Genomic DNA, 22,141 nt, shown 5'->3' on the forward strand with positions numbered 1-22,141 from the left:
ATAAACCTGATTTTTCAAAAAATATAGTTTGAATAGATACTGAAATTTGTTTCTTTTACAATACTGTTTTCTAATTCTAAATTCAGAACGTAATCCAACATGAAAAATACCATTTCACATAGAGTTGCCGATTTTTTGAAGCACTTCCCTCCTTTTAATCTTTTAAATCAAAAAGACCTTGAAAAATTATCTGAACAGATTTCTATCATATATAAGGAAAAAGATTCGGTTATTTTTTCTGAAAATGAAAAGACACATGATTCGTTTTATGTAGTTCACAAAGGCGCAGTTGCTCTTAAAAAGAATCAGAAAACACTGGACATGTGTGATGAAGGTGACATTTTTGGATTAAGACCGCTCCTTGCCCAGGAAAATTATGTTATGGAGGCCAGTACTTATGAAGAGAGTATTTTATATGCGATTCCGATTGCGGTTTTCAAACCCTACGCATTAGAAAACAAAGCCATTGGGAATTTCCTAATCGAAAGTTATGCTTCGAATACTAAAAACCCCTATTCAGAAGTCCATAAAAACAATTTATACGGTGAAGTCATTGCGCAGCATGAACTGAATAATGAAAAAGAAATATTTGATTTACAGCCGATAAAATTTTCGAAAAAGATTGTTACCTGCGGTCCTTCAACCACGGCAAAAGAAATCGCTAAAATCCTGACCAAGAAAAAAGTCGGGGCAATATTAATTGTGGATGAAATGCTCCCAATTGGAATTATTACCGATAAAGATTTACGCAACAAAATCGTTTCAGGTGATTACCCAATTACTACGACTGCTGAAACGATTATGACATCGCCCGTTATTACGTATTCTAAAAAATTGACAGTTACTGAAGCACAGATGGCGATGATCAAAAGTAATATCAGTTATTTATGTCTTACGAAAGACGGGACAGTCAATACAAAAGCTGTAGGTATCTTATCCAAACACGATCTTATGGTCTCACTGGGAAATAATCCGGCAGTATTGATCAAAGCTTTAAAAAGAACCACAAAAGTTAAGGAAATCAAACCTATCAGAGCTCGAATCATGCAATTATTGCAGGGATATTTAGACCAAAATATCCCGATGACGCTGATTACAAAAATCATAACCGAATTAAATGATGCCTGCGTAACGCGTGTTATTGACATTTCATTAGAAAAAATGAATACCCCTCCTCCTGTAAAGTTTACATGGCTGGCACTGGGAAGTCAGGGTCGTGACGAGCAGATGCTCCATACCGATCAGGATAATGCGATTGTGTATGAAAATGTTTCGGAAGTTTTTAAGGATGAAACCAAAGCTTATTTTCTAAAATTAGCAACCTACATCAATAAAGGTCTTTTTACTATTGGCTACGAATATTGTCCTGCTGAAATGATGGCATCCAATCCAAAATGGTGCATGAGCCTTGATGAATGGAAGGATCAGGTGACTTACTGGATTAAAAATCCGGGTAAAAATGAAGTTTTGTTATCGTTCATCTTTTTTGATTATAGTGTAAAATATGGTAATCGTGAGCTTGTAGACCAATTATCAGATTCGATATTTGAAAACGTAAAGGCCAATCCTATTTTTTATGTTCATTTGGTGAGCGGCGCTTTGCAGAGTCCTTCGCCAACCGGTTTCTTCAGACAGTTTTTAGTGGAACAGGATGGTGCTAATAAAGACCAGTTTGACATTAAACGTAGAGCTTTAATGCCACTTACAGATGCTGCAAGGGTTTTAATATTGTCACATTCAGTTAAGTCAATCAGTAATACGGCCGAACGTTTTGAAAAGTTAGCCGAACTTGAACCTCAAAACAGTGAACTTTACTTGTCATGTTCTTATTCGTTTAAAGCCTTATTGAAATTCAGAACCAAGCAAGGTCTTTTGCACCATGATTCGGGTCAGTTTATTGCTTTGGAATCCCTTTCGAAAATGGAAAAAATAAAGCTGAAAAGAACTTTTAAAACCATCAAAGAACTTCAGGAATTGATTTCGGTACGTTTTAATGTTTCTAATATTGTATAAGGATGAGTTTATTTGATTTTTGGAAAAAGGAAGAAGAAAATTTTTTCGATGAAAACATCACCATTGAAGAAACCCGTTTTGTTGTACTGGATACTGAAACAACTGGTTTTGATTTCACAAACGACCGCATTTTATGTATTGGCGCATTAGTATTACAAAACGGAACTATTTCAGTTCAGGACAGTTTTGAAGTTTATATCGAACAGGATCATTACGATGAATCGTCTGCCCAGATTCATGGCATTTTAAAAGATTTTGTTGTAAAGCGTCCTTCTGAATCTGAAGCTTTAAAACAGTTTTTAGACTATTTGGGGGATGCTGTTATTATTGCACATCATGCTTATTTTGATATTACTATGATTAATAAAGCCCTTGAAAGAAATGGCTTACCCGAATTAAAAAACAAAGCACTTGATACCGGAGTTTTGTACAAGAGAACTTTGATAAAATCTCATCTTTTTGAACGAAAAGACCATTACTCACTAGATGACCTGGCAGATAAATTTGATATTTCAAAAAAAGACCGTCATACTGCATTAGGAGACGCTTACATCACAGCTATTGCTTTTTTGAAAATCGTAAAAAAACTGCGAGAGAAAAAAGAAGTTTCTTTAAATCAACTATTCAAATAATTTAAGAGTATTTTATGAAACTTAAATTTACATTATGAATAAAATTTTACCATTTCGTAATATATACCCTATTATTTATTAGCAATAAGAAAAAATTAACATAACATACATTTTGTTTTTCAGCGATAGCTTTGCTTCAATCAAAAAAACAAAAAAACAGTTATGAAATTTAATTTTTTAAAATCTATTGCATTACTTGGAATTACAGGTATTTCTGTAATCAGTTGTCAAAATGACGATGATGGTGACAAAACAAACAAAAACATTGATTTTACAACAAAATCAAAAGTTCCTGCATTTGTAGTAGCTCAACCTGGCTTCGAAAATCTGCAAATTTCAACTTTAATCTCTACAACCGATGTATTGCCGGAAAGTCCTTCTTTCGTTTACGCTGGTCAGCCTGATGGTGCCGGATTTATGAAAGATCCTAATGGTGATGGTTATGTAATGATTACCAACCATGAAATTATACAATCTGTTTCACGAGTTTATTTTGACAAAACTTTAAAACCTGTAAAAGGAGATTATATCGTTGATGCTGTCGGAGGCCAGACAAGACTTTGCTCGGCAACTTTGGCTACACCTCAAATTCACGGTTTTGGTCCTATATTTTTAACTGCAGGAGAAAGCGGACAGGAAAGTATGGTTCACGGTATCAACCCACTTGCACCAGCATCTGATAAAAACAGAAAAGACAGGGTTTTACCAGCTTTAGGAAAAGCAAGCATGGAAAATGCTGTTCCGCTGACAAAACAAGCTTACCCGGGCAAAAGTGTCATTATCATGGGTGAAGATCAATCGTATGCAGCATCACATGCAAGTGCCGGTCAGGTCATTATGTACGTTTCTACAGTTGGTGATCTGAATAACGGAAAATTATACGCTTTGAAAAGAAATGATAACGTTCAGGTAGAAACGACAATGACTATTGGAAATTCTTTCGACGTTTCATTTGTTGAAATTCCAAATGCCAAAAATATAACTGGAGCCGAAATCAATACTACTGTAAACGATTTAAAAGCAATCCGTTTTTCAAGAGTAGAGGATATCGACTACAGAAAAGGATCAGCAAAAAACAACAGAGAAGTTTATTTTACCGCTACTGGTCAGTCTTCAAACGGAACTACTCCTGTAGAAGGCTATACTATGTGGGGAAGAGTATATAAATTAGTTTTGGATGAAAAAGATCCGTTAAAAGGAAAACTTGAGCTAGTGGTTGAAGGTGATTCTACACCAGGTACAGGCGTTATTAATCCGGATAACCTTTGTGTAACTGAAAATTATGTTTACATTCAGGAAGATGGCGATAGTTATTATGCAGATGCCAAACATGACTCTTACATCTGGCAATATAATATTGCTTCCAAAACAAATAAACCGTGGTTAACCATGAACCATAAACGTACAGACGCTGCATGGAATTCATTGTACAACCAATCTGGCGAAATGAGATTTGGAAGCTGGGAATATGGCGCAATGGAAGATATCTCAGATGTTATTGGTGTTCCAAATACTTTTACATTGAATATTCATGCCCATACCTGGCAAAATGATACATTCAAAAATGCTGATGGTTCAGGAGTGAGTACAAATAAAGAAGGAGGTCAAACCGTAATTATTCGTAACGTACAAAGATAATTTACCACAATTGCAACAAAAACAATCCAATTTTCTATTGGGTTGTTTTTGTTATTTATTAAAGTATCCTACAATGAAAATTGATTTTATCAAAAACATATTTTTTTCTATTCTTTTCTCTTTTCTGACTTTTTTTACAAGCTGTACAAAAGAAAAAACTGAAACTTCTGTTAAACAGGATCTTTTGATTGATCTGGAAAAACTTGAAAACAAAATAGTGCTTTTCAAAAAGCTTGCTGAAAACGAAAAAGATTCCAAAAAAATTCAGGATTGTTTTAAGGAAACAAGAGTTTTATACAAAAAAACAGAATGGGCAGTTGAGTATTTTGTACCTGAAACAGCCAGATTTATTAATGGTCCCGCTTTGGATGAACTTGAAGTCGAAGAAAACAAATTTCTCCCGCCAAATGGTTTTCAGGTCATTGAAGAATTTATTTTTCCTGAATATGATACAAGTAATAAAACAGATTTGTTGAGGGAAATAACGATAATGCGCGCCAATATCCTTCAGGTAAAACAACATTTAGAAGCAATAAGTATTGGAGACAAACATATCATCGATGCTGCCCGATTTGAGGTTTACCGAATTTTAGCATTAGGAATCACAGGTTTTGATTCGCCCATAGCTCAGGAATCAATAAATGAAGTTGCTCCTGCCCTTGCTTCGATTCAAACAATCATTTTAAAAACCTGCAAAAACAACTCTAAGCAATCCTTAGAATTAAAATCAAAATTAAAAAAAACAATTTCAAATAGTATTTTGTATTGTACTAAAAACAAAGTTTTTAACAACTTTGACAGAACAACATTTATTAAAGAATATCTAAATACAATATCAAAAATCATTTTTGATTTACAAAAGCAAAATAACATTGATACTGTAAATAAAAACAGTGCAGTCAACTCAAATGCTGCTACTCTTTTTGAAAAAAGTGCATTTAATGTTAATGCTTTTATTCCTTCTTCAGAATATGCTTATTCAGAGGATAAAGTTGCTTTAGGAAATCAGTTATTTTATGATACTACCATTTCAAAAGATCAAAAAAGAAGCTGTGCAACCTGCCATATTCCTGAAAAAGCGTTTACAGACGGACGCAAAACAAATCTTTCTTTAGACGGATTCGATTTGCCTAGAAATACCCCAACCCTTACTTATGCAGGTTTACAAAATGCATTGTTTTGGGATTTAAGACAGATCGATTTAGAAAAGCAAAGCGTAGATGTTGTACAAAACGAAAAGGAAATGCATGGTTCGTTTAGCCAGATTATTCCTTTAATGAATAAAGATAAAAAGTACAAAGGTCTATTTGAAAAAGCTTTTCCTAAAAACAATAAAATCGAAGAATGGCAATTGCAGAATGCTATCGCTTCTTATATCCGTTCACTGAATGATTTTGATTCCAGATTTGATTTATATATGAGAGGGGAATCAAATGATTTTAGTGAAGAAGAAAAACTCGGATTTAATCTTTTTGCAGGTAAAGCAAAATGTGCAACCTGTCACTTTATTCCTTTATTTAACGGAACTGTGCCTCCAAATTACAGTAAAACCGAACAGGAAGTAATTGGAACACCAAAAGATAAAACCGCAAAAGAAATAAGTCCGGATTTAGGGAAATACAATCAGTTTAGAATGGATCAGCTTAAGAATGCCTTTAAAACACCTTCTATTCGAAATGTAGCCAAAACTGCACCTTATATGCACAACGGCGTATTTACCACATTAGAAGAAGTTGTCGATTTTTATAATAAAGGAGGCGGAAAAGGTTTAGGTTACCCAGTTGAGAATCAAACTCTTCCTTTTGACCAGCTTAAACTAAGCAAAAAAGAGGAATCTGCTTTGGTGGCGTTTATGAAAACCCTGACTGATAAAAAATATCAATAACTTATAAGAATACTGGGTGTCAAATATGCACCCAGTTTTTTATTGAGATACTTCTAAAATTTCTTTCTTAATTTCTACCGAATAATCGTTAGGAGAAATATTACCGCCAAAAGTTTTCGCATAAACTTTGGTAAACTCTGCTCCAAAATATAAGATAATAGCCGAATAATATACCCAAACTAATATGATAACTACTGATCCAGCAGCACCATAAACGTTTGCAATGGTAGAACTACCTAAGTAAAACCCGATAGCGAACTTACCAATCATAAATAGAATTGAGGTAAATCCGGCACCAATAAAGGCATCTTTCCATTTTATATTTCCGTCAGGCAATGTTCTGAAAATAATAGCAAAAAGAAGTGCGATACTTCCTAAAACGATTAAAATATTGATAACATAAAAGAGATAAACAGTACTTTCAGGGAAATAAATCTTTAACCTGGCATTCAAAATGTCCAAAGTGGCATTAAGCATTAAACTAACCAGCATTAAAAACCCTACTGACACTATCATCGAAAACGACATCAATCGATTTTGAATGAATTTTCGTAAGCCTTTATTTGGTTTTGCGCGCAATCCCCATATATAATTAATAGAACTCTGAATCTCAGCAAAAACTCCTGAAGCCCCTATAAGCAGCATAATCACACCAAAAACCGTTACAAAAACATTACTGTCTGAAAGCTGCACATTTTTGATTGCTTCCTGAATTTGTTTAGCCGCATCGTTTCCAACCAGTTCATTTATCTGGCCATACAACTGCCCTGTTACTGCTTCTTCTCCAAAAAAGAAACCACAAATAGTGATAATAATAATCAATAGTGGTGGCAAAGCAAAAATGGTGTAATACGATAAGGCAGCACTTAGTTTTATAGCGTCATCCTCTATAAATTCTAAAAAAGTCCTTTTTAGCAGATACCACGTTTTAGAGAGAATATTATGATTTTTCATTTGCTGATTTTTTGATATTCTCTCAAATTTAAACAATAATTAAAAAAAATTAATTTCTGATTTTTAACCTAATTTTACATTTTTGCCATGTGTTTATTTATAATGGCAAAAAATCCCTTTATCATAAACCGTCCATAAACTAGCTTTTTGGTTTGCCGCTTTTAAAGCATTATTTGCCCAGGTATTGCAGGTATAAAAAAGACTATAACTCCCTTTTGCTTCGTAAAAAGCATCTTTTTTTCCGTAACTGTGCCCTTGAATCCATTGTGGATGGACAGAATCACTAAAACTACCTGAAATATAAGTCACCAGATTTTGATAGTTTTCTTTTGAGATCAGAATGCGTTTGCAGTCATCTCCTTCTTTTAATTGTTTAAAAAAGGTGGTATGCATTGCAGATGAACTTACACCAAATGCGGCTTTTAAGGCTGTACTTGCCTTTAAATCTGACCATTCCGGCGTATCCAGATAAAATCCTTTGTCTCCCCATCCGAAAGCGATATAATTCATCAAAGAATCTTTTGATTGCGTCTGACTGAACTGGATTTCGTTTCGCCAGTCTTTGATTTCGTTTTTAACCGGAACTACAATATCTGTATGAACCCCATTAGAAAGGATGTAAATTGGAATAGCATTTTGTTCTTCTAAGGCGGTGATATCTGAATTCACAGTTATTTTTGAAATCAGCAGAACTGATGAAATATACAACGCGATAAAAGTAAAAATCCCGAAAAGTGTCCACCCGATAAATTTGAAAGTTTTTTTTAGCATTTTGATTGGTTTTAGATTTAGTTATTGGTTGATTTTTCTTTAACCAATTTTTGAGCCAAAAATTTTGCCTTTTGAAATAGCACGCGGATTTTACTGATTCGCTTTCGCGAAAGCGCGGATTTAAACGGATTTTTTTATTCGTGTCTTAATATTTTAAAGCATAAAAAAACTGCTGAATTTCTCCAGCAGTTTTTTCTATTTTCTTTCTTCTTTATTCTATTCTCTAAGAAAACTATACGTTAAAACGGAAGTGCATAACATCTCCATCTTTCACCACATATTCTTTTCCTTCTACTTTAAATTTTCCTGCTTCTTTAGCTTTTGCCTCAGAACCATATTGAACGTAATCGTCATAAGAAATAACTTCTGCACGAATAAATCCTTTTTCAAAATCGGTATGGATAACTCCGGCTGCCTGAGGTGCTGTTGCGCCAATATTGATGGTCCAGGCACGAACTTCTTTTACACCTGCTGTAAAGTAAGTCTGTTGTTTTAAAAGTTTGTAAGCTGCACGAATTAAAACGGAAGCTCCCGGTTCGGTCAATCCCATATCTTCAAGAAAAACCTGGCGCTCTTCGTAGCTTTCTAATTCTGTAATATCAGCCTCTGCTCCTACTGAAAGGATAATAACTTCAGCATCTTCATCTTTTACCAATTCACGAACCTGGTCTACATATTTATTCCCGCTTACTGCAGAACTTTCGTCAACATTACAAACGTATAAAACTGGTTTTGCTGTAATTAACTGAAAGCTTTCCATCAAAACTTCTTCGTCATTATTTTGAGGAATGATTGTTCTGGCTGATTTTGCCTGCAATAATGCTTCCCTGATTCGGTTTAATAAAGCCTCTTCTGTCTGCGCTTCTTTATTTCCTGTTTTTGCAGCACGTTTTACCTTTTCCAGACGTTTTTCGATTGTTTCTAAATCTTTTAACTGCAATTCGATATCAATAGTCTCTTTGTCACGAATTGGATTTACATTTCCGTCAACGTGTACGATATTATCATTGTCGAAACAACGCAGTACATGAATGATAGCGTTACACTCTCTAATGTTTCCTAAAAACTGGTTTCCAAGACCTTCTCCTTTACTTGCGCCTTTTACCAAACCTGCAATATCAACAATATCTACAGTTGCCATTTGTACACGCTCTGGCTTTACCAATTCTTCCAATTTATTGATTCTCGGATCCGGAACGTTTACAACTCCAATATTCGGTTCGATTGTACAAAACGGAAAATTGGCACTTTGCGCTTTTGCATTAGATAAACAATTAAATAATGTTGATTTTCCAACATTTGGCAATCCTACAATTCCTGCTTTCATCTGTTTGTTTCTATTTATTTTATTAGCCCTTTTTATTCAGGGTATGCTTTAATGCTTGTAATTTAATCCTTTATGAATTCTCTGTTTGTTTATTTTTTGCCAAACTGATATTTTTTAGCATAAAAATTTTGCAAATATAAGATTTAATAACTCTTGATTGAATCAAAAATGTGCATTAATGTATTTATTATAGCTTACATTGAAATTTTTAAACTTTTTGTTACTATTTTGTTAAAAAACATTAATTTTATACAAACAACAAACAAAAACAAACCAAAAAATTAAACCAACCATGAAAAAGATTGTATTATTACTATTTCTGATAAATTCAGCTTTTATTTTTGCACAAACAGAAGTCTCGGGTTTCGTTAAGGATAAGTCAGGCACACCTCTTCCCGGTGTAAATGTTGTCGAAAAAGGAACAACAAACGGTGTCTCTACCGATTATGAAGGCGGCTTTACTATTAAAGTGAAGGAAGGTGCTGTATTAATTTTTACATATGTTGGTTATGCTTCCGTAGAAAAACCGGCATCTGGCAATAAAATAGAGGTCACCCTTGACGAAAACGGTGGCCAGATCTTGAGCGATGTCGTAGTCGTTGGTTCAAGAAGCACCAAAAGAACCGTTGTAAACTCGGCTGTTCCGATTGATGTAATCAATGTGAAAGAGGTTACCACCCAAAGTGGAAAACTTGAAATTAACGAATTGCTACAATATGTCGCTCCTTCATTCAATGCGAATAAGCAATCTGGTTCTGATGGCGCTGACCACGTTGATCCTGCTTCATTAAGAGGAATGGGGCCAGATCAGACTTTGGTTTTAATTAATGGAAAAAGAAGACATCAATCCTCTTTGATTAATTTATTTGGAACACGCGGACGTGGAAATACAGGAACTGATTTAAATGCAATTCCGGCTGCTTCCATCAAAAGAATTGAAATACTGAGAGATGGAGCTGCTGCGCAATATGGTTCTGATGCCATTGCAGGGGTTATCAATATTGTCACTAATGATAATGTAAAAGAATTTACCGGAGCCATAACTTACGGGGCATTTAATACACATGCAAAAGGAGATTTTCCAGAAGGTACTGCAAATACAAAAGGTTATAGATTAGACCAAAACGGAAATGGTAATTCTTTTGGAAAAGATCAGGATTTTGACGGTGGTTCTGTCAAAGTATCTGCTAATTACGGAGTTCCAATTGGTAACAAAGGCGGTTATGTGAATGTAACAGGAGAGTTTCTAAATAAAAATAAAACATTACGTCCTGGTTTTGATTTCAGAAAAGGGTTTGGTGAAGCATCTATTCAGGGGGTAAATTTATTTGTAAATCTGGCTGTTCCCATTTCTGATAAAACTCAATTTTATGCTTTTGGAGGAAGTAACTTTAGAAATACCGATGCTTATGCCTTTACCCGAAATGATGGCGAAAGAGTTGTAGAAGAAATTTATCCCGGAGGATACACGCCAAGAATTACCTCAAAAATTAATGATAACTCCATTGCTGCCGGAATAAGGACCGAAACATCCGGAGGATGGAAATGGGATTTTAGCAATACCCTGGGGAAAAACAAATTTCATTACGATATAAAAGGCACTCTGAATGCTTCCCTTGAAGAAAATTCCCCGACAGAATTTGATGCCGGAGGTCATAGTTTGCTGCAAAATACTACAAATTTAGATGTTTCGAAAAACTATGGAGACATTCTTGAAGGCTTAAATATAGCTTTTGGAACCGAATTCAGAGTGGAGCAATTTGAAATTTTTGCCGGAGAAATAGGTTCTTACGCAACTTATGATACAAATGGCAATCCGATTACTAATCCAACAACTCAAAGTCCTCCAACTATTCCAAATCCTGATTATGACCCTACAGATCCTGATTCATCGCCAACTATTGCAAGACCGGGAGGTTCTCAGGGCTTTCCTGGATATAGTCCTGCGAATCAGGTTGATAAAAGCCGCAATAACTTCTCCCTTTATAGTGATGCCGAATTAGATATTTCCAAGGCTTTTATGGTTAGCGGTGCAGTACGTTTTGAAAATTACAGTGATTTTGGAAGCACTATAAATGGTAAATTAGCATCACGCCTTAAAATTACAGATAAAATTAATTTAAGAGGTTCAGTAAGTACCGGATTCCGTGCGCCATCTTTAGCACAGATTTATTACAACTTACGTTTTACCAACTTTAGTTCTGCAGGAGCCACAGAAGTATTGTTATCTTCAAACAATAGTCCTGTAACTAAAGCATTTGGAATTGGTAGTTTAAATGAAGAAAAGGCAATTAATGCCTCATTAGGATTCACAGCAAGTTTTGGCGATTTTACAGCCACTGTTGATGGTTACTTGATTAATGTAAAAGACAGAATTGTACTAACAGGATATTTTGATGCAACTCAATATAACCTTGGTGTTGATGCAGCACAGTTTTTCGTAAATGGAGTAGATACCAAAACTAAAGGTGTAGATATTGTTTTAGGTTGGAAAAAAACAATTAACGAAAACAGATTTGGAGCTACTTTAGTTGGAAACATTAATGATATGAAAATCGATAAGGTGAAAAATGGCAATTTAGATGAACAAACGTTTTTTGGGGAACGTGACAAAGCATTTTTATTAGCCTCAGCACCTCCAAATAAATTTGGTCTAAACTTAAATTATGGTAGAAAATGGTTTGATGCCGGATTAGCATTTACGAGGTTTAGCGAAGTAAAGCTGTTAGATTATCAAATGACTGATTCCAGTTTAACCGATGAAGATTTCAGAACTGATCCATCAGAAACTGCTGCTCAATTATTTGCTAACAGAAAAAAAGCTGCTACAGATACTTATGGAGCAAAAATAGTAACCGATCTGACTTTAGGTTTTAAACTTTGTAAATCCACCAAATTAAGTATTGGTGCCAACAACTTACTAAATATTTATCCAGACCAGCAAGATGACTGGGTGGAAGCCGGCGGTTACTGGGATGCAGTACAAATGGGATTCAGTGGAGCATATTACTATGCAAGGCTTGGATTTAATTTTTAAATCATATTATCTAAACAAAAAAATCCTGAGCTATAAAACTCAGGATTTTTTTTATAAAGTTATAATTTAAATTCTAAGGCATCTATAATTGCCTTTTCTTCATCTGTTGCTGTAAATCCGGAAATGTCCCAATATTTAGTCAGCACTTTATTTTTTTTGTTGAAAAGTGATTTTTCTTTAAAAACATCGCTTTCCTTATAAGTAAAATTCTGTCTGTTGAAGCTGGTTGTTATAAAATTATTACGGACCTGAATATTCTTGATTTCCTCTTTTAAAACCAAATCATACCCTATCTCTTCATTCGCAGTCAAGAGATAATAATCCTGACCTTCTGCCCTATAGCTCACTTTTACAATTGATCGTGTTACATTTTTAGCACCAATTTGTTCATTTTCGACTATTTCCGATAAATTTTTTGGCTCAATAATGACACTAAATTCTATAATCAGCTTTTTTTCGGGATCATAGACTATTTCGTAAGTATCAAGAGCTGTTTTTGAATTATCCAAAGGCGCTATAGACATTATATAATAACTTTTATTGTTTGGATGTCCCTTGGTTGTAAAACTGTATTCTTTTTTTGCTTTTGAATCTAAAAGAGGATCGAAATAATTTAAATTGCAATAATTTTCCATAATATTATTCAAATTATAACCTCGTAAATCTGCACTGATATCAGCCTCCAACAAACCATAAGACCTGTTTTGCTCAACAAGCAATGTTGTTGTTGCTTTTTTCTGACTAACAGAAAACTGAAAATTTACAAGTCCGTCATTATAATATGAGTATTTGTTATCTAACAAAAAAAACTCTCTCACGTACACCTTTAAGCGGTAAGAATCAGCTAATTTGTGCCTTGAATTAGAAACGATTTTTTGAAGTGTTTTTTGAGGATTTTCAGTTGATACAACTACTTCATCTAATTTATTATGGGTATTTTTAAGATAAACTACAAACTGATCTTCCTTTAAAGTTGCCCAGCGTAGCGTTAGTTTTTCATAATTTGTTTCAGAAACCTGAACATTTGAAGCCCCATTCAATTCAAAAGTTACTTTTCCATCTTTATTACTTATTAAAGTCTGTTTAGTTTTCATAATAAAAACCGTAGCATTTTCAATAGGCATCAACGTTTCTATATCTTTTATAACAATAGAATATTCAGTGCTTTGCGCAAAAAAATCAACACTAAATAACAGAATAAATATAACTATTAGTCTTCTCATGGTTATTATAAAAATACAAAAATTATTGCCAAATTTAACAAAAATAAAACATTAAAAACCAGATAAATACGAAATAATTGAATATTTTATTAGAAATAAAAAAAATCCTAAGCTTAACACTCAGGATTTTGATATAGTATAATTTTGAATATTATTCTGCGTGTAGAAACGCCTGTCTGTTTAATAGTGTTTCCTCGTCTTCAACGTGGTTTTCGTCTGGCACACAACAATCAACAGGACATACAGCTGCACATTGAGGTTCATCATGGAAACCTTTACATTCTGTACATTTTCCGGGTACGATATAGTACACTTCATCAGAAATTGGTGTTTGAGCATCATCTGCGTCAACTTCTGTTCCGTCAGGTAAAATTACTTTTCCGGAAAGACTTGTTCCGTCTTTATATCTCCAGTCATCAGCTCCTTCATAAATTGCTGTATTAGGGCATTCTGGTTCACAAGCCCCACAATTGATGCATTCGTCGGTTATAATTATTGCCATTTTTTTCTTGGTTACGGGTTAAAAATTACAAGACTTTACTAAAAATGCCAAACATTTTATTCTGCTTTGCCTTATAACTTAATATAGCTTATTTTTGTGCAAAATTACAATCAAAACCTTTCATAAACAAATTACTTATGTTACAAAACGAAAAAAAACAATCTTTTATAGCACTTGGTCGGTTTTTGAGTCAGTTTTCAGAAGAAAAAAACACTCAAAATGAATCTGTTTTAGGTAATGATTTGTTTTTTGATGATTTTATAAAACTCATTGAACTTTCGCAATCACACAATGGTTGGTACACACCTGAGCAAGTATATTTCGCCATAAAATCATGGACAGATGCTTTGACTGAAGAAAATATCGACAAATGGCTTTCGGGCTATTCTACGGAGTTCTCTCAGGATAATAAAAAAGAAAAAACAGTAGCCTTAATTTTAGCCGGAAATATTCCGTTAGTAGGGTTTCATGATTTTTTATGCGTATTAATTACGGGGAATAAAGCTCTCGTAAAAACATCTTCAAATGATCAGCATTTATTGCCATTTTTAGCCAAATATTTAATTTTTACTGATCACAGTCTAAAAGACAAGATTGTTTTCGTGGAAGGAAAATTAGAAAATTTTGATGCCGTCATTGCAACCGGAAGTAATAATACTGCCCGTTATTTTGAATATTATTTTAAAGATAAACCTTCGATAATCCGCAAGAACAGAAATTCTGTTGCTGTTTTAAACGGTCAGGAAACAAAAGAAGATTTAGAAGCTTTAGGAGAAGATATTTTTCGCTATTTTGGTTTAGGATGCCGAAATGTATCCAAAATTTTTGTTCCGAAAGATTACAAATTCGATATTTTTTTTGAAGCTATTTTCAAATATCAGGATGTTATCCATTATGAAAAATATGCGAATAACTACGACTACAATAAGGCTGTTTTTTTAATGAGTAATTTCAAATTACTTGACAATGGCTTTTTGACAATTAAAGAAGATTCCAGTTATGCTTCTCCTATTTCAAGCGTTTTTTATGAATTTTATGAAAATATTGAGGATCTTAAAAATCGTCTTGAAGCTGAATCTGAGCAAATTCAGTGTATTGTAAGCAACAATCTGATTAAAGACAGTATTTCATTCGGAAAAACTCAGACTCCGCAATTATGGGATTATGCAGACAACGTAGATACTATATCGTTTTTGTTAATAACATCGGATAAAAAATTGTAATTATTGCGAATAATTTAACGGTTTTTCGGCTTGTATTCCCGAAATTTGCGTTTTTAAAATTTGGACTTTTAACTATACCATGAAAAAACACAACTACAGCGCAGGACCAAGTATTTTACCTCAGGAAGTTTTTGAAAAAGCATCAAAAGCAGTTTTAGATTTTAATAATTCAGGATTATCAATTCTTGAAATTTCGCACCGAAGCAAAGATTTCGTTGCGGTTATGGACGAAGCCCGTGCATTGGCTTTAGACTTATTAGGCCTTACAGACAAAGGATACCAGGCTTTATTTTTACAGGGCGGAGCAAGTACAGCATTTATAATGGCTCCTTACAACCTGATGAAAGAAAACGGAAAAGCAGCTTATTTAGATTCTGGAACATGGGCGACAGCAGCCATCAAAGAAGCTAAACTTTTTGGGGATACTGTTATCGTAGGTTCTTCAAAAGACGACAATTATACTTATGTTCCAAAAGGTTATGAAATACCGGCCGATGCAGATTATTTTCACTGTACAAGCAACAACACCATTTTTGGAACCCAAATGAAAGAATTCCCTGCAACCAATATTCCGGTTGTATGCGACATGAGTTCTGATATTTTTTCACGCGAATTAGATTTCTCTAAATTTGACTTAATCTATGCCGGAGCTCAAAAAAACATGGGGCCTGCAGGAACTACTTTAGTTGTAGTTAAGGAAGAAATCTTAGGGAAAAACGGAAGAACAATTCCGAGTATGCTGGATTACACCAAACATATCAAAGCAGAAAGTATGTACAATACACCTTCTGTATTTGCTGTTTATGTTTCATTATTAACATTACAATGGATTAAAGAAAAAGGCGGTATCGCTGCTGTTGAAAAATTAAACAACGCTAAAGCTGAGTTGCTTTATAATGAAATCGACAGAAACCCATTATTTAAAGGTGCTGCAGCTGTTGAAGACCGTTCTAACATGAACGTTACTTTTCTTCTTACAAATCCTGATCATACAGAAACGTTTGATAAATTATGGAAAGAAGCCGGAATCTCAGGATTGCCTGGACACCGTTCTGTTGGTGGTTACAGAGCCTCTATTTACAACGCAATGCCTATCGAAAGTGTACAGGTATTGGTAGATGTAATGAAAGCTTTGGAAAGTAAAGTTTAATTTCCGAAAAACATCAATTGAATACCGGAGCCATAGCCCTGATAGAAATGGAAATCCTTTTATGTTTTCTTTTAAAACATAAAAGATTGAAATGAATAGCAGGAATTAGCTTCTAAATAAAAAAGAAAATTATATCATTCATATTATTATTTATTTTAAACGATTAATAATAATCAAAACAAATAGACTAAAATGAAAGTATTAGCCAATGACGGAATTTCTAAAAGCGGAATTCTAGCTTTAGAAAAAGGTGGATTTGAAGTTATCACTACAAAAGTAGCTCAGGAACAAGTTGCTAACTTTATTAATGAAAACAATGTGGACGTAATTTTAGTTCGTAGTGCAACTAAAGTTCGTAAAGATATTATCGACGCTTGTCCTGGTATCAAAATCATCGGACGTGGTGGTGTTGGTATGGACAATATCGATGTTGATTATGCTAAAAGCAAAGGGATTCACGTAATTAATACGCCTGCTTCTTCATCAGAATCAGTTGCTGAATTAGTATTCGGACACCTACTTTCCGGCGTTCGTTTTTTACATGATTCAAACAGAAATATGCCTTTGGAAGGTGATTCAAACTTTGACGGTTTGAAAAAAGCTTACGCAAACGGAACTGAGTTAAGAGGAAAAACATTAGGTATTGTTGGAATTGGCCGTATTGGTCAGGCAACTGCAAAAATGGCTCTTGGTTTAGGCATGAAAGTTATTGCTGCTGATGGATTTATTCCGTCTGTAGATGTAAAAGTGGAGTTTTTTGATGGTCAGTCTATTACGACTACTATTGTTCCTCAGTCTTTAGAGTCTTTATTAAAAGAATCTGATTTCATCACTTTGCACGTTCCTGCTCAGGATGGTTATATCATTGGTGAGAAAGAATTTGAAATCATGAAGGATGGTGTTGGAATCGTAAACTGTGCACGTGGAGGTGTTATTGACGAAGTAGCACTTGTAAAAGCATTAGATTCAGGAAAAGTAGCATTTGCTGGATTAGACGTTTTTGAAAACGAACCAAAACCTGAAATGGCAATCTTAATGCACTCTAAAATTTCACTGACTCCGCATATTGGGGCTGCAACAGGAGAAGCTCAGGACAGAATTGGTACTGAATTAGCTTCACAAATCATTACTTTATTGAGTTAATTTATTATAACTAATAACTTTGGGGGATTTATTAACACTGATTAATAAATCCCCTTTCTTTTTTTTGATAGAAAGTTTTCTTGTTTTTATTTGATAACACTATCATTATAATCACAAATGTTAAATAATAGAAACCTTTATCTGTTTTTCCGTAAATTTAATATTCAAAATTTAAGCCATGAAGAATTTTGTTTACACGATAGGGGTTTTATTTACAATCATTGCATGTTCAACATCTTCTAAGAACAAAATTGCGACAACTGATACTCCAATAAAAGCAGCTGTAAATGATACAGTACGAATTGCAAATGATTCCTTAGAATATGAAGTTATAATTATAGATAATGGATTTAGTTTTTGGCTCGCCTCAATGGCATTGCCAAGAAATTATTATTCACTCAGCTATCTGGAAAATAAAAATCAGGTTTATGTAACAGAATGGAACAATCGCGTTTTACAACCTCAGCGTTATAATCCAAATTTATATGAGATGACCATTGATTATCAGCCACATATCCGATACGGATACGAAGTCAACTACCTGATATACAATTACATGATTTACTTCCAAAATACTTACAAACAAAAACTGGCAGGGCATGTTCCTTCCAGATAAATGTTAGTATATTTGTAATCACTACAAACAAATAATGAACAGATTAAAACAACGTTGGGGTATCACCTCAAATTTTCAGCTTGTCATTATATTTATCGTATTTGCCATCACTGGATCGGCATCTGCGTGGCTGTCCAGACCCTTTTGCGAATTATTAAACATTACAAAAGAAGATTTTGGCGGTTGGTTTACCTTAATCAGGCTACTGGTTATTTTTCCAATTTATCAGGTTCTGCTCGTTGGAATAGGAACGCTATTTGGTCAGTTTCGTTTTTTTTGGAACTTTGAAAAAAAAATGCTTAAAAGTATGGGATTGGGGTTTTTATTTAAAGATTAAATTTTCTCTTCTTAACTATTTTTATTCTGAAAAAAATAAGTATAAATCCAAGTGAGTGTAAAGGATGGAATAACATCTGTAAATGGAATTATTTCTTCTACGAAACTCAAAATACTGGCCACACGTCCTACTCTTCCCTTGTACATTCTGGTCATAATAAATGCCGCAATTGGTGCCCAAATCACATCTGAAAACTCTCCAATCAGAGGAATCGAAAAAGAAATCATTCCAATTCCGTCCAAAAGCAATCCAATTAGCAATTTTTGCATTCTGTTATCTTCTACCACTTTCAAGTCTTGCATGATATTATAGTTTAAGTTACATTCAAAATTAAAAAGAATCCATTTTTATACATTACTCCCTGAGAACAATTAATTTCTAAATTCCCATACAATAAACATACCGCTTACGTTTCAGATTCATAAAAATCTGTTACAAACCATTTCAATATCCACAGAATCTTCGTTTCTTTGTAAAAACAGTTTTCAAATGATACACGCGAAAAACATACATAAATTCTATGATAAGCTTGAAGTTTTAAAAGGTGTTGATCTGCATATTCAGAAAGGGGAAATTGTTTCGATAGTGGGTGCTTCAGGTGCAGGAAAAACCACACTACTTCATATTTTAGGCACATTAGATAAACCTGAAAAAACAAATTCAGACACTTCTCTTACTATAAACGGACAAAACATTTTAGGGTTAAATGACAAAGCCTTATCAAAATTCAGGAATCTGAATTTAGGTTTTATTTTTCAGTTTCATCAGCTTTTACCAGAATTCACTGCTCTTGAAAATGTATGTATTCCTGCCTACATTGCAGGCAAAAAGCCTTCTGAAACAGAAGCAGAGGCTAAAAAACTACTGGATTACTTAGGACTATCTCACAGAATTAACCATAAACCAAACGAACTCTCGGGCGGAGAACAGCAACGCGTAGCAGTAGCAAGAGCTTTGATCAATAAACCCGATGTGATTTTTGCCGATGAACCTTCAGGAAATCTTGACACCCATTCTGCTGAAAATTTACATCAGTTATTTTTTCAGCTTAGGGATGAATTTGGACAAACATTTGTAATTGTGACTCATAACGAAGAACTGGCAAACATGGCCGACAGAAAATTGATAATGTCAGACGGGCAAATTATATCTTAAGATGCTTTTAATTTTTTTAAGTTGGATTTACATTCTTTTCTCCACTATAAATTTTGGGTTTATATTTGATAAAATCATCGGTACAAAAAATAATAATTTTGTAGTAACTTCTGTATTAGGTCTTTTTTTCACCACAATCTTAGCCAGTATCTGGGCGATTTTCGGAAGAATAAATGTTGAATTTCACTTTGTTTTATTGTTCTTCAACATACTGCTGGTACTTAAATACAAGTTCTCAATTTTAAATATTTACAAACAATTTTTACTTGATTTTAAAAAACTAGAAAAAGTTTTAAAATTAATTCTGATCTTAATTACTCTTTCCATTATAGCACAATGTAGTACTGCTCCTTTTGTAATTGACAACGAATCTTATTACATTCAAACCATAAAATGGCTTAACGAATATGGTTTTGTAAAAGGAATTGCAAATTTGCATATTTACCTCGGCCAAACAAGTGGCTGGCATATTACACAGAGTATTTTTAATTTTTCGTTTTTATATAAAAACTTCAATGATTTAAGTGGTTTTTGTTTGTTTTTAGGCAGCATTTTTTCTGTTCAAAAACTAAACGAATTTTATCAAAATAAAAAAACGTACTACCTTATTATTGGATTGCTTCCTTTATTTAATGTTTTTCTTTTCCAGTTTATCAGTGCTCCTTCACCGGATATTCCTGTTTACGTATTTTCGTTTGTGCTTTTCTTTTATTTTTTAGATAATTTCAAAAAGATGACTACAGCGTCTTTTTACCTCATTGTCATTTTAGTTCTTTTTCTGATTTATATTAAGAACACAACCATTGCTTTTGCAATAATTCCGATTATCTTATTTGCGCTGCACTTTAAGTTATTATCAAAAAAACTTATAAAGCCTGCTTTATTGTCGTTCATAATATTGTTTCTGTATATTGTAAAAAACATGATTATTTGTGGGGGTCCGGTTTTCCCATCAAAACTATTTACTAGTTTAGAAACCAGCTATGCGATTCCTAATACGATTGGAAGCGCTTACTATGACAGTATCAAACATTATGGATATTTTGTAAACGAATTCCAATACAATACTATGTCTGTTAAGGATTTGTTTTTAAAGTGGCTTTTTCTTCCAAAACTAAATGGTTTATTTGATAAAACTATTGTTATTATCATGTTGATTTCACCCTTTTTAATTTATAAATTTCAAAATAAAAAAAGCCTTTGGATTCTTTATTTCGTAATGCTTTTTCAAATGTTTTTGCTTTTCGTTACTTCTCCTCAGTATCGTTTTTTCATGAACTTTTTGATGTTTTTTTCTCTGTTTTTTATGACTTGTTTTATACAAAATAAAAAAGCAATTTATTCTTTACTGCTATTATCTTTAATCCCCACTTTTATTGTTTTGTTTTTTCCTTTAAATCTAAATCAATTTGCGAATCATAAATTCATGCTGAAAATTAGCAACTTTTCAATTGACAACTTTATTTTTCCTCATAAAAACACCAAAAGCGATACTGATTTTGAAACCATTCGTTTAGGAAACCTAATCTATCATTCGCCAGAAGAAAATGACGTTTTCTGGTCAAACGGTGACGGTGATTTGCCTTGTGTCAATAAGGATCAGATTGAGTATTATAAAAAATATTATGAAACTATTCCTCAGATGCGTACGAACGATTTAAAAGATGGGTTTTATCCAAAAAAAGTACAAAAAGATGAATAAGACTGAACTTAAAGAATTTCTTGACGAAAAAGTCAATCAATACAACAACTTTGATTTTATTGAAAGCGACCCTGTACAAATTCCGCATTTATTTTCGCAGAAAGAAGATATTGAAATTGCTGGTTTTTTAAGTGCCAGCATCGCATGGGGGAACCGTAAAATGATCATTAAAAATTCACATAAAATGATGGAATTGATGGGCAATACACCATACGATTTTGTCATGTCACATTCTGATTCAGATTTGCAACGATTAGAAAATTTTGTCCACCGTACTTTTAACGGGAAAGATTTTGCAGGTTTTATTAAAGGATTACAGCATATTTACAGAAATCATAATGGCTTAGAAACTGTTTTTGCTAAATATCAGGAAAAGGACAGCTTGCAGAAGAGTATTCATGAATTCAAAAAAACATTCTTTGAAACCGATCATTTGCCCCGTACCCAGAAACATATTTCGGATCCGTTAAATAATTCTGCTGCAAAACGCATCAACATGTACCTGAGATGGATGGTACGCCAGGATACAAAAGGAGTTGATCTAGGTATCTGGAAAACCATTACCCCATCGGCCCTCTCCTGCCCTCTTGACGTTCATTCCGGAAATGTGGCGCGTAAGTTAGGACTTCTTTTGCGTAAGCAGAATGATGGAAAAGCACTAGCTGAATTAGATCATAGATTACGTGAATTAGACCCGACTGATCCGGTAAAATATGATTTTGCATTATTCGGATTAGGAGTTTTTGAAGGGTTTTAAAAAATTTCTTCACAAAATTCAGTTTTTCAACTTTACAAAAGGCAATTATTAAATATTCTTCCTCAAGTTTTAATTT

At 33.6% G+C, this 22,141-nt stretch carries 19 protein-coding genes; 13 read left to right on the forward strand and 6 right to left on the reverse strand.

The genetic code is table 11. The features are described from left to right. Positions 1-99: 99 nt before the first annotated feature. The 4 genes from K8B81_RS11135 to K8B81_RS11150 all read left to right on the forward strand — a co-directional run bounded on the left by K8B81_RS11135 (position 100) and on the right by K8B81_RS11150 (position 6,168). Positions 100-2,013, forward strand: a complete 1,914-nt coding sequence (locus tag K8B81_RS11135) for a DUF294 nucleotidyltransferase-like domain-containing protein (RefSeq protein WP_223681535.1) — start codon at positions 100-102, stop codon at positions 2,011-2,013. Between the two features lie 2 nt (positions 2,014-2,015). Next, on the forward strand, positions 2,016-2,645 hold the full coding sequence (locus K8B81_RS11140; RefSeq protein WP_223681537.1) for a 3'-5' exonuclease: 630 nt from the start codon (positions 2,016-2,018) through the stop codon (positions 2,643-2,645). Between the two features lie 162 nt (positions 2,646-2,807). Further along, complete coding sequence (locus K8B81_RS11145) at positions 2,808-4,283, forward strand: PhoX family protein (protein WP_223681539.1); 1,476 nt, start codon at positions 2,808-2,810, stop codon at positions 4,281-4,283. Between the two features lie 73 nt (positions 4,284-4,356). Then, complete coding sequence (locus K8B81_RS11150; RefSeq protein WP_223681541.1) at positions 4,357-6,168, forward strand: cytochrome-c peroxidase; 1,812 nt, start codon at positions 4,357-4,359, stop codon at positions 6,166-6,168. Between the two features lie 39 nt (positions 6,169-6,207). Here the strand turns inward: K8B81_RS11150 and K8B81_RS11155 are convergent, their stop codons facing one another. From K8B81_RS11155 to ychF, 3 genes are all read right to left on the reverse strand, one after another. Then, positions 6,208-7,122 carry a YihY/virulence factor BrkB family protein gene (locus tag K8B81_RS11155; RefSeq protein WP_223681543.1) on the reverse strand — a complete coding sequence of 305 codons (915 nt, stop codon included), beginning with the start codon at positions 7,120-7,122 and terminating at the stop codon, positions 6,208-6,210. A 93-nt stretch (positions 7,123-7,215) separates the two neighbouring features. Continuing rightward, positions 7,216-7,893 (reverse strand): TIGR02117 family protein, encoded by a 678-nt coding sequence (locus K8B81_RS11160; RefSeq protein WP_223681545.1) that lies wholly within the window; start codon positions 7,891-7,893, stop codon positions 7,216-7,218. Between the two features lie 232 nt (positions 7,894-8,125). Further along, positions 8,126-9,220, reverse strand: coding sequence for a redox-regulated ATPase YchF (ychF, locus tag K8B81_RS11165; RefSeq protein ID WP_223681546.1), 1,095 nt, complete (start codon positions 9,218-9,220; stop codon positions 8,126-8,128). A 292-nt stretch (positions 9,221-9,512) separates the two neighbouring features. On the opposite strand from ychF, the gene K8B81_RS11170 reads away from it, so the two are divergent. Then, positions 9,513-12,257, forward strand: coding sequence for a TonB-dependent receptor (locus K8B81_RS11170; protein WP_223681548.1), 2,745 nt, complete (start codon positions 9,513-9,515; stop codon positions 12,255-12,257). A 59-nt stretch (positions 12,258-12,316) separates the two neighbouring features. On the opposite strand, the gene K8B81_RS11175 is transcribed toward K8B81_RS11170, so the two are convergent. Continuing rightward, entirely contained in the window at positions 12,317-13,480 is a 1,164-nt protein-coding gene (locus tag K8B81_RS11175) for a carboxypeptidase-like regulatory domain-containing protein (RefSeq protein ID WP_223681549.1), read from the reverse strand. A gap of 151 nt (positions 13,481-13,631) precedes the next feature. Beyond that, positions 13,632-13,982, reverse strand: a complete 351-nt coding sequence (locus tag K8B81_RS11180) for a 4Fe-4S dicluster domain-containing protein (RefSeq protein ID WP_223681550.1) — start codon at positions 13,980-13,982, stop codon at positions 13,632-13,634. 137 nt (positions 13,983-14,119) lie between these two features. Between K8B81_RS11180 and K8B81_RS11185 the strand changes: the two genes are divergently transcribed. From K8B81_RS11185 to K8B81_RS11205, 5 genes are all read left to right on the forward strand, one after another. Beyond that, positions 14,120-15,205, forward strand: a complete 1,086-nt coding sequence (locus K8B81_RS11185; RefSeq protein WP_223681551.1) for an acyl-CoA reductase — start codon at positions 14,120-14,122, stop codon at positions 15,203-15,205. A 79-nt stretch (positions 15,206-15,284) separates the two neighbouring features. Further along, positions 15,285-16,355 carry a 3-phosphoserine/phosphohydroxythreonine transaminase gene (serC, locus tag K8B81_RS11190; protein ID WP_223681552.1) on the forward strand — a complete coding sequence of 357 codons (1,071 nt, stop codon included), beginning with the start codon at positions 15,285-15,287 and terminating at the stop codon, positions 16,353-16,355. Between the two features lie 192 nt (positions 16,356-16,547). Continuing rightward, positions 16,548-17,498 (forward strand): D-2-hydroxyacid dehydrogenase, encoded by a 951-nt coding sequence (locus K8B81_RS11195; RefSeq protein WP_223681553.1) that lies wholly within the window; start codon positions 16,548-16,550, stop codon positions 17,496-17,498. A 178-nt stretch (positions 17,499-17,676) separates the two neighbouring features. Next, positions 17,677-18,114 (forward strand): DUF6146 family protein, encoded by a 438-nt coding sequence (locus K8B81_RS11200; RefSeq protein WP_223681554.1) that lies wholly within the window; start codon positions 17,677-17,679, stop codon positions 18,112-18,114. A gap of 34 nt (positions 18,115-18,148) precedes the next feature. Then, entirely contained in the window at positions 18,149-18,451 is a 303-nt protein-coding gene (locus K8B81_RS11205) for a DUF6787 family protein (protein ID WP_223681555.1), read from the forward strand. 11 nt (positions 18,452-18,462) lie between these two features. Here the strand turns inward: K8B81_RS11205 and K8B81_RS11210 are convergent, their stop codons facing one another. Further along, complete coding sequence (locus K8B81_RS11210) at positions 18,463-18,753, reverse strand: hypothetical protein (RefSeq protein WP_223681556.1); 291 nt, start codon at positions 18,751-18,753, stop codon at positions 18,463-18,465. Positions 18,754-18,940: 187 nt separating this feature from the next. On the opposite strand from K8B81_RS11210, the gene K8B81_RS11215 reads away from it, so the two are divergent. The 3 genes from K8B81_RS11215 to K8B81_RS11225 are packed head-to-tail and all read left to right on the forward strand — an operon-like array spanning position 18,941 to position 22,065. Then, positions 18,941-19,606: an ABC transporter ATP-binding protein gene (locus K8B81_RS11215; RefSeq protein WP_223681558.1), complete on the forward strand. Its 666-nt coding sequence runs from the start codon at positions 18,941-18,943 to the stop codon at positions 19,604-19,606. A gap of 1 nt (position 19,607) precedes the next feature. Next, positions 19,608-21,308: an LIC_10190 family membrane protein gene (locus K8B81_RS11220; protein WP_223681560.1), complete on the forward strand. Its 1,701-nt coding sequence runs from the start codon at positions 19,608-19,610 to the stop codon at positions 21,306-21,308. Then, positions 21,301-22,065, forward strand: coding sequence for a TIGR02757 family protein (locus K8B81_RS11225; protein WP_223681562.1), 765 nt, complete (start codon positions 21,301-21,303; stop codon positions 22,063-22,065). Before K8B81_RS11220 ends, K8B81_RS11225 begins: the two co-directional genes overlap by 8 nt. Positions 22,066-22,141: the final 76 nt, after the last annotated feature.

Origin of the sequence: Flavobacterium hibisci, assembly GCF_020026925.1 — a bacterium.
In the GTDB taxonomy this organism is placed as follows: Bacteria; Bacteroidota; Bacteroidia; order Flavobacteriales; family Flavobacteriaceae; genus Flavobacterium; species Flavobacterium hibisci.

Coding starts and splice junctions, on each gene's coding strand:
- K8B81_RS11200 (WP_223681554.1), top strand. CDS start 17,677: ATGAAGAATTTTGTTTACACGATAGGGGTTTTATTTACAATCATTGCA.
- K8B81_RS11180 (WP_223681550.1), bottom strand. CDS start 13,982: ATGGCAATAATTATAACCGACGAATGCATCAATTGTGGGGCTTGTGAA.
- K8B81_RS11135 (WP_223681535.1), top strand. CDS start 100: ATGAAAAATACCATTTCACATAGAGTTGCCGATTTTTTGAAGCACTTC.
- K8B81_RS11220 (WP_223681560.1), top strand. CDS start 19,608: ATGCTTTTAATTTTTTTAAGTTGGATTTACATTCTTTTCTCCACTATA.
- K8B81_RS11140 (WP_223681537.1), top strand. CDS start 2,016: ATGAGTTTATTTGATTTTTGGAAAAAGGAAGAAGAAAATTTTTTCGAT.
- K8B81_RS11175 (WP_223681549.1), bottom strand. CDS start 13,480: ATGAGAAGACTAATAGTTATATTTATTCTGTTATTTAGTGTTGATTTT.
- serC (WP_223681552.1), top strand. CDS start 15,285: ATGAAAAAACACAACTACAGCGCAGGACCAAGTATTTTACCTCAGGAA.
- K8B81_RS11150 (WP_223681541.1), top strand. CDS start 4,357: ATGAAAATTGATTTTATCAAAAACATATTTTTTTCTATTCTTTTCTCT.
- K8B81_RS11210 (WP_223681556.1), bottom strand. CDS start 18,753: ATGCAAGACTTGAAAGTGGTAGAAGATAACAGAATGCAAAAATTGCTA.
- K8B81_RS11205 (WP_223681555.1), top strand. CDS start 18,149: ATGAACAGATTAAAACAACGTTGGGGTATCACCTCAAATTTTCAGCTT.
- K8B81_RS11185 (WP_223681551.1), top strand. CDS start 14,120: ATGTTACAAAACGAAAAAAAACAATCTTTTATAGCACTTGGTCGGTTT.
- K8B81_RS11155 (WP_223681543.1), bottom strand. CDS start 7,122: ATGAAAAATCATAATATTCTCTCTAAAACGTGGTATCTGCTAAAAAGG.
- K8B81_RS11195 (WP_223681553.1), top strand. CDS start 16,548: ATGAAAGTATTAGCCAATGACGGAATTTCTAAAAGCGGAATTCTAGCT.
- K8B81_RS11160 (WP_223681545.1), bottom strand. CDS start 7,893: ATGCTAAAAAAAACTTTCAAATTTATCGGGTGGACACTTTTCGGGATT.
- K8B81_RS11145 (WP_223681539.1), top strand. CDS start 2,808: ATGAAATTTAATTTTTTAAAATCTATTGCATTACTTGGAATTACAGGT.
- ychF (WP_223681546.1), bottom strand. CDS start 9,220: ATGAAAGCAGGAATTGTAGGATTGCCAAATGTTGGAAAATCAACATTA.
- K8B81_RS11225 (WP_223681562.1), top strand. CDS start 21,301: ATGAATAAGACTGAACTTAAAGAATTTCTTGACGAAAAAGTCAATCAA.
- K8B81_RS11215 (WP_223681558.1), top strand. CDS start 18,941: ATGATACACGCGAAAAACATACATAAATTCTATGATAAGCTTGAAGTT.
- K8B81_RS11170 (WP_223681548.1), top strand. CDS start 9,513: ATGAAAAAGATTGTATTATTACTATTTCTGATAAATTCAGCTTTTATT.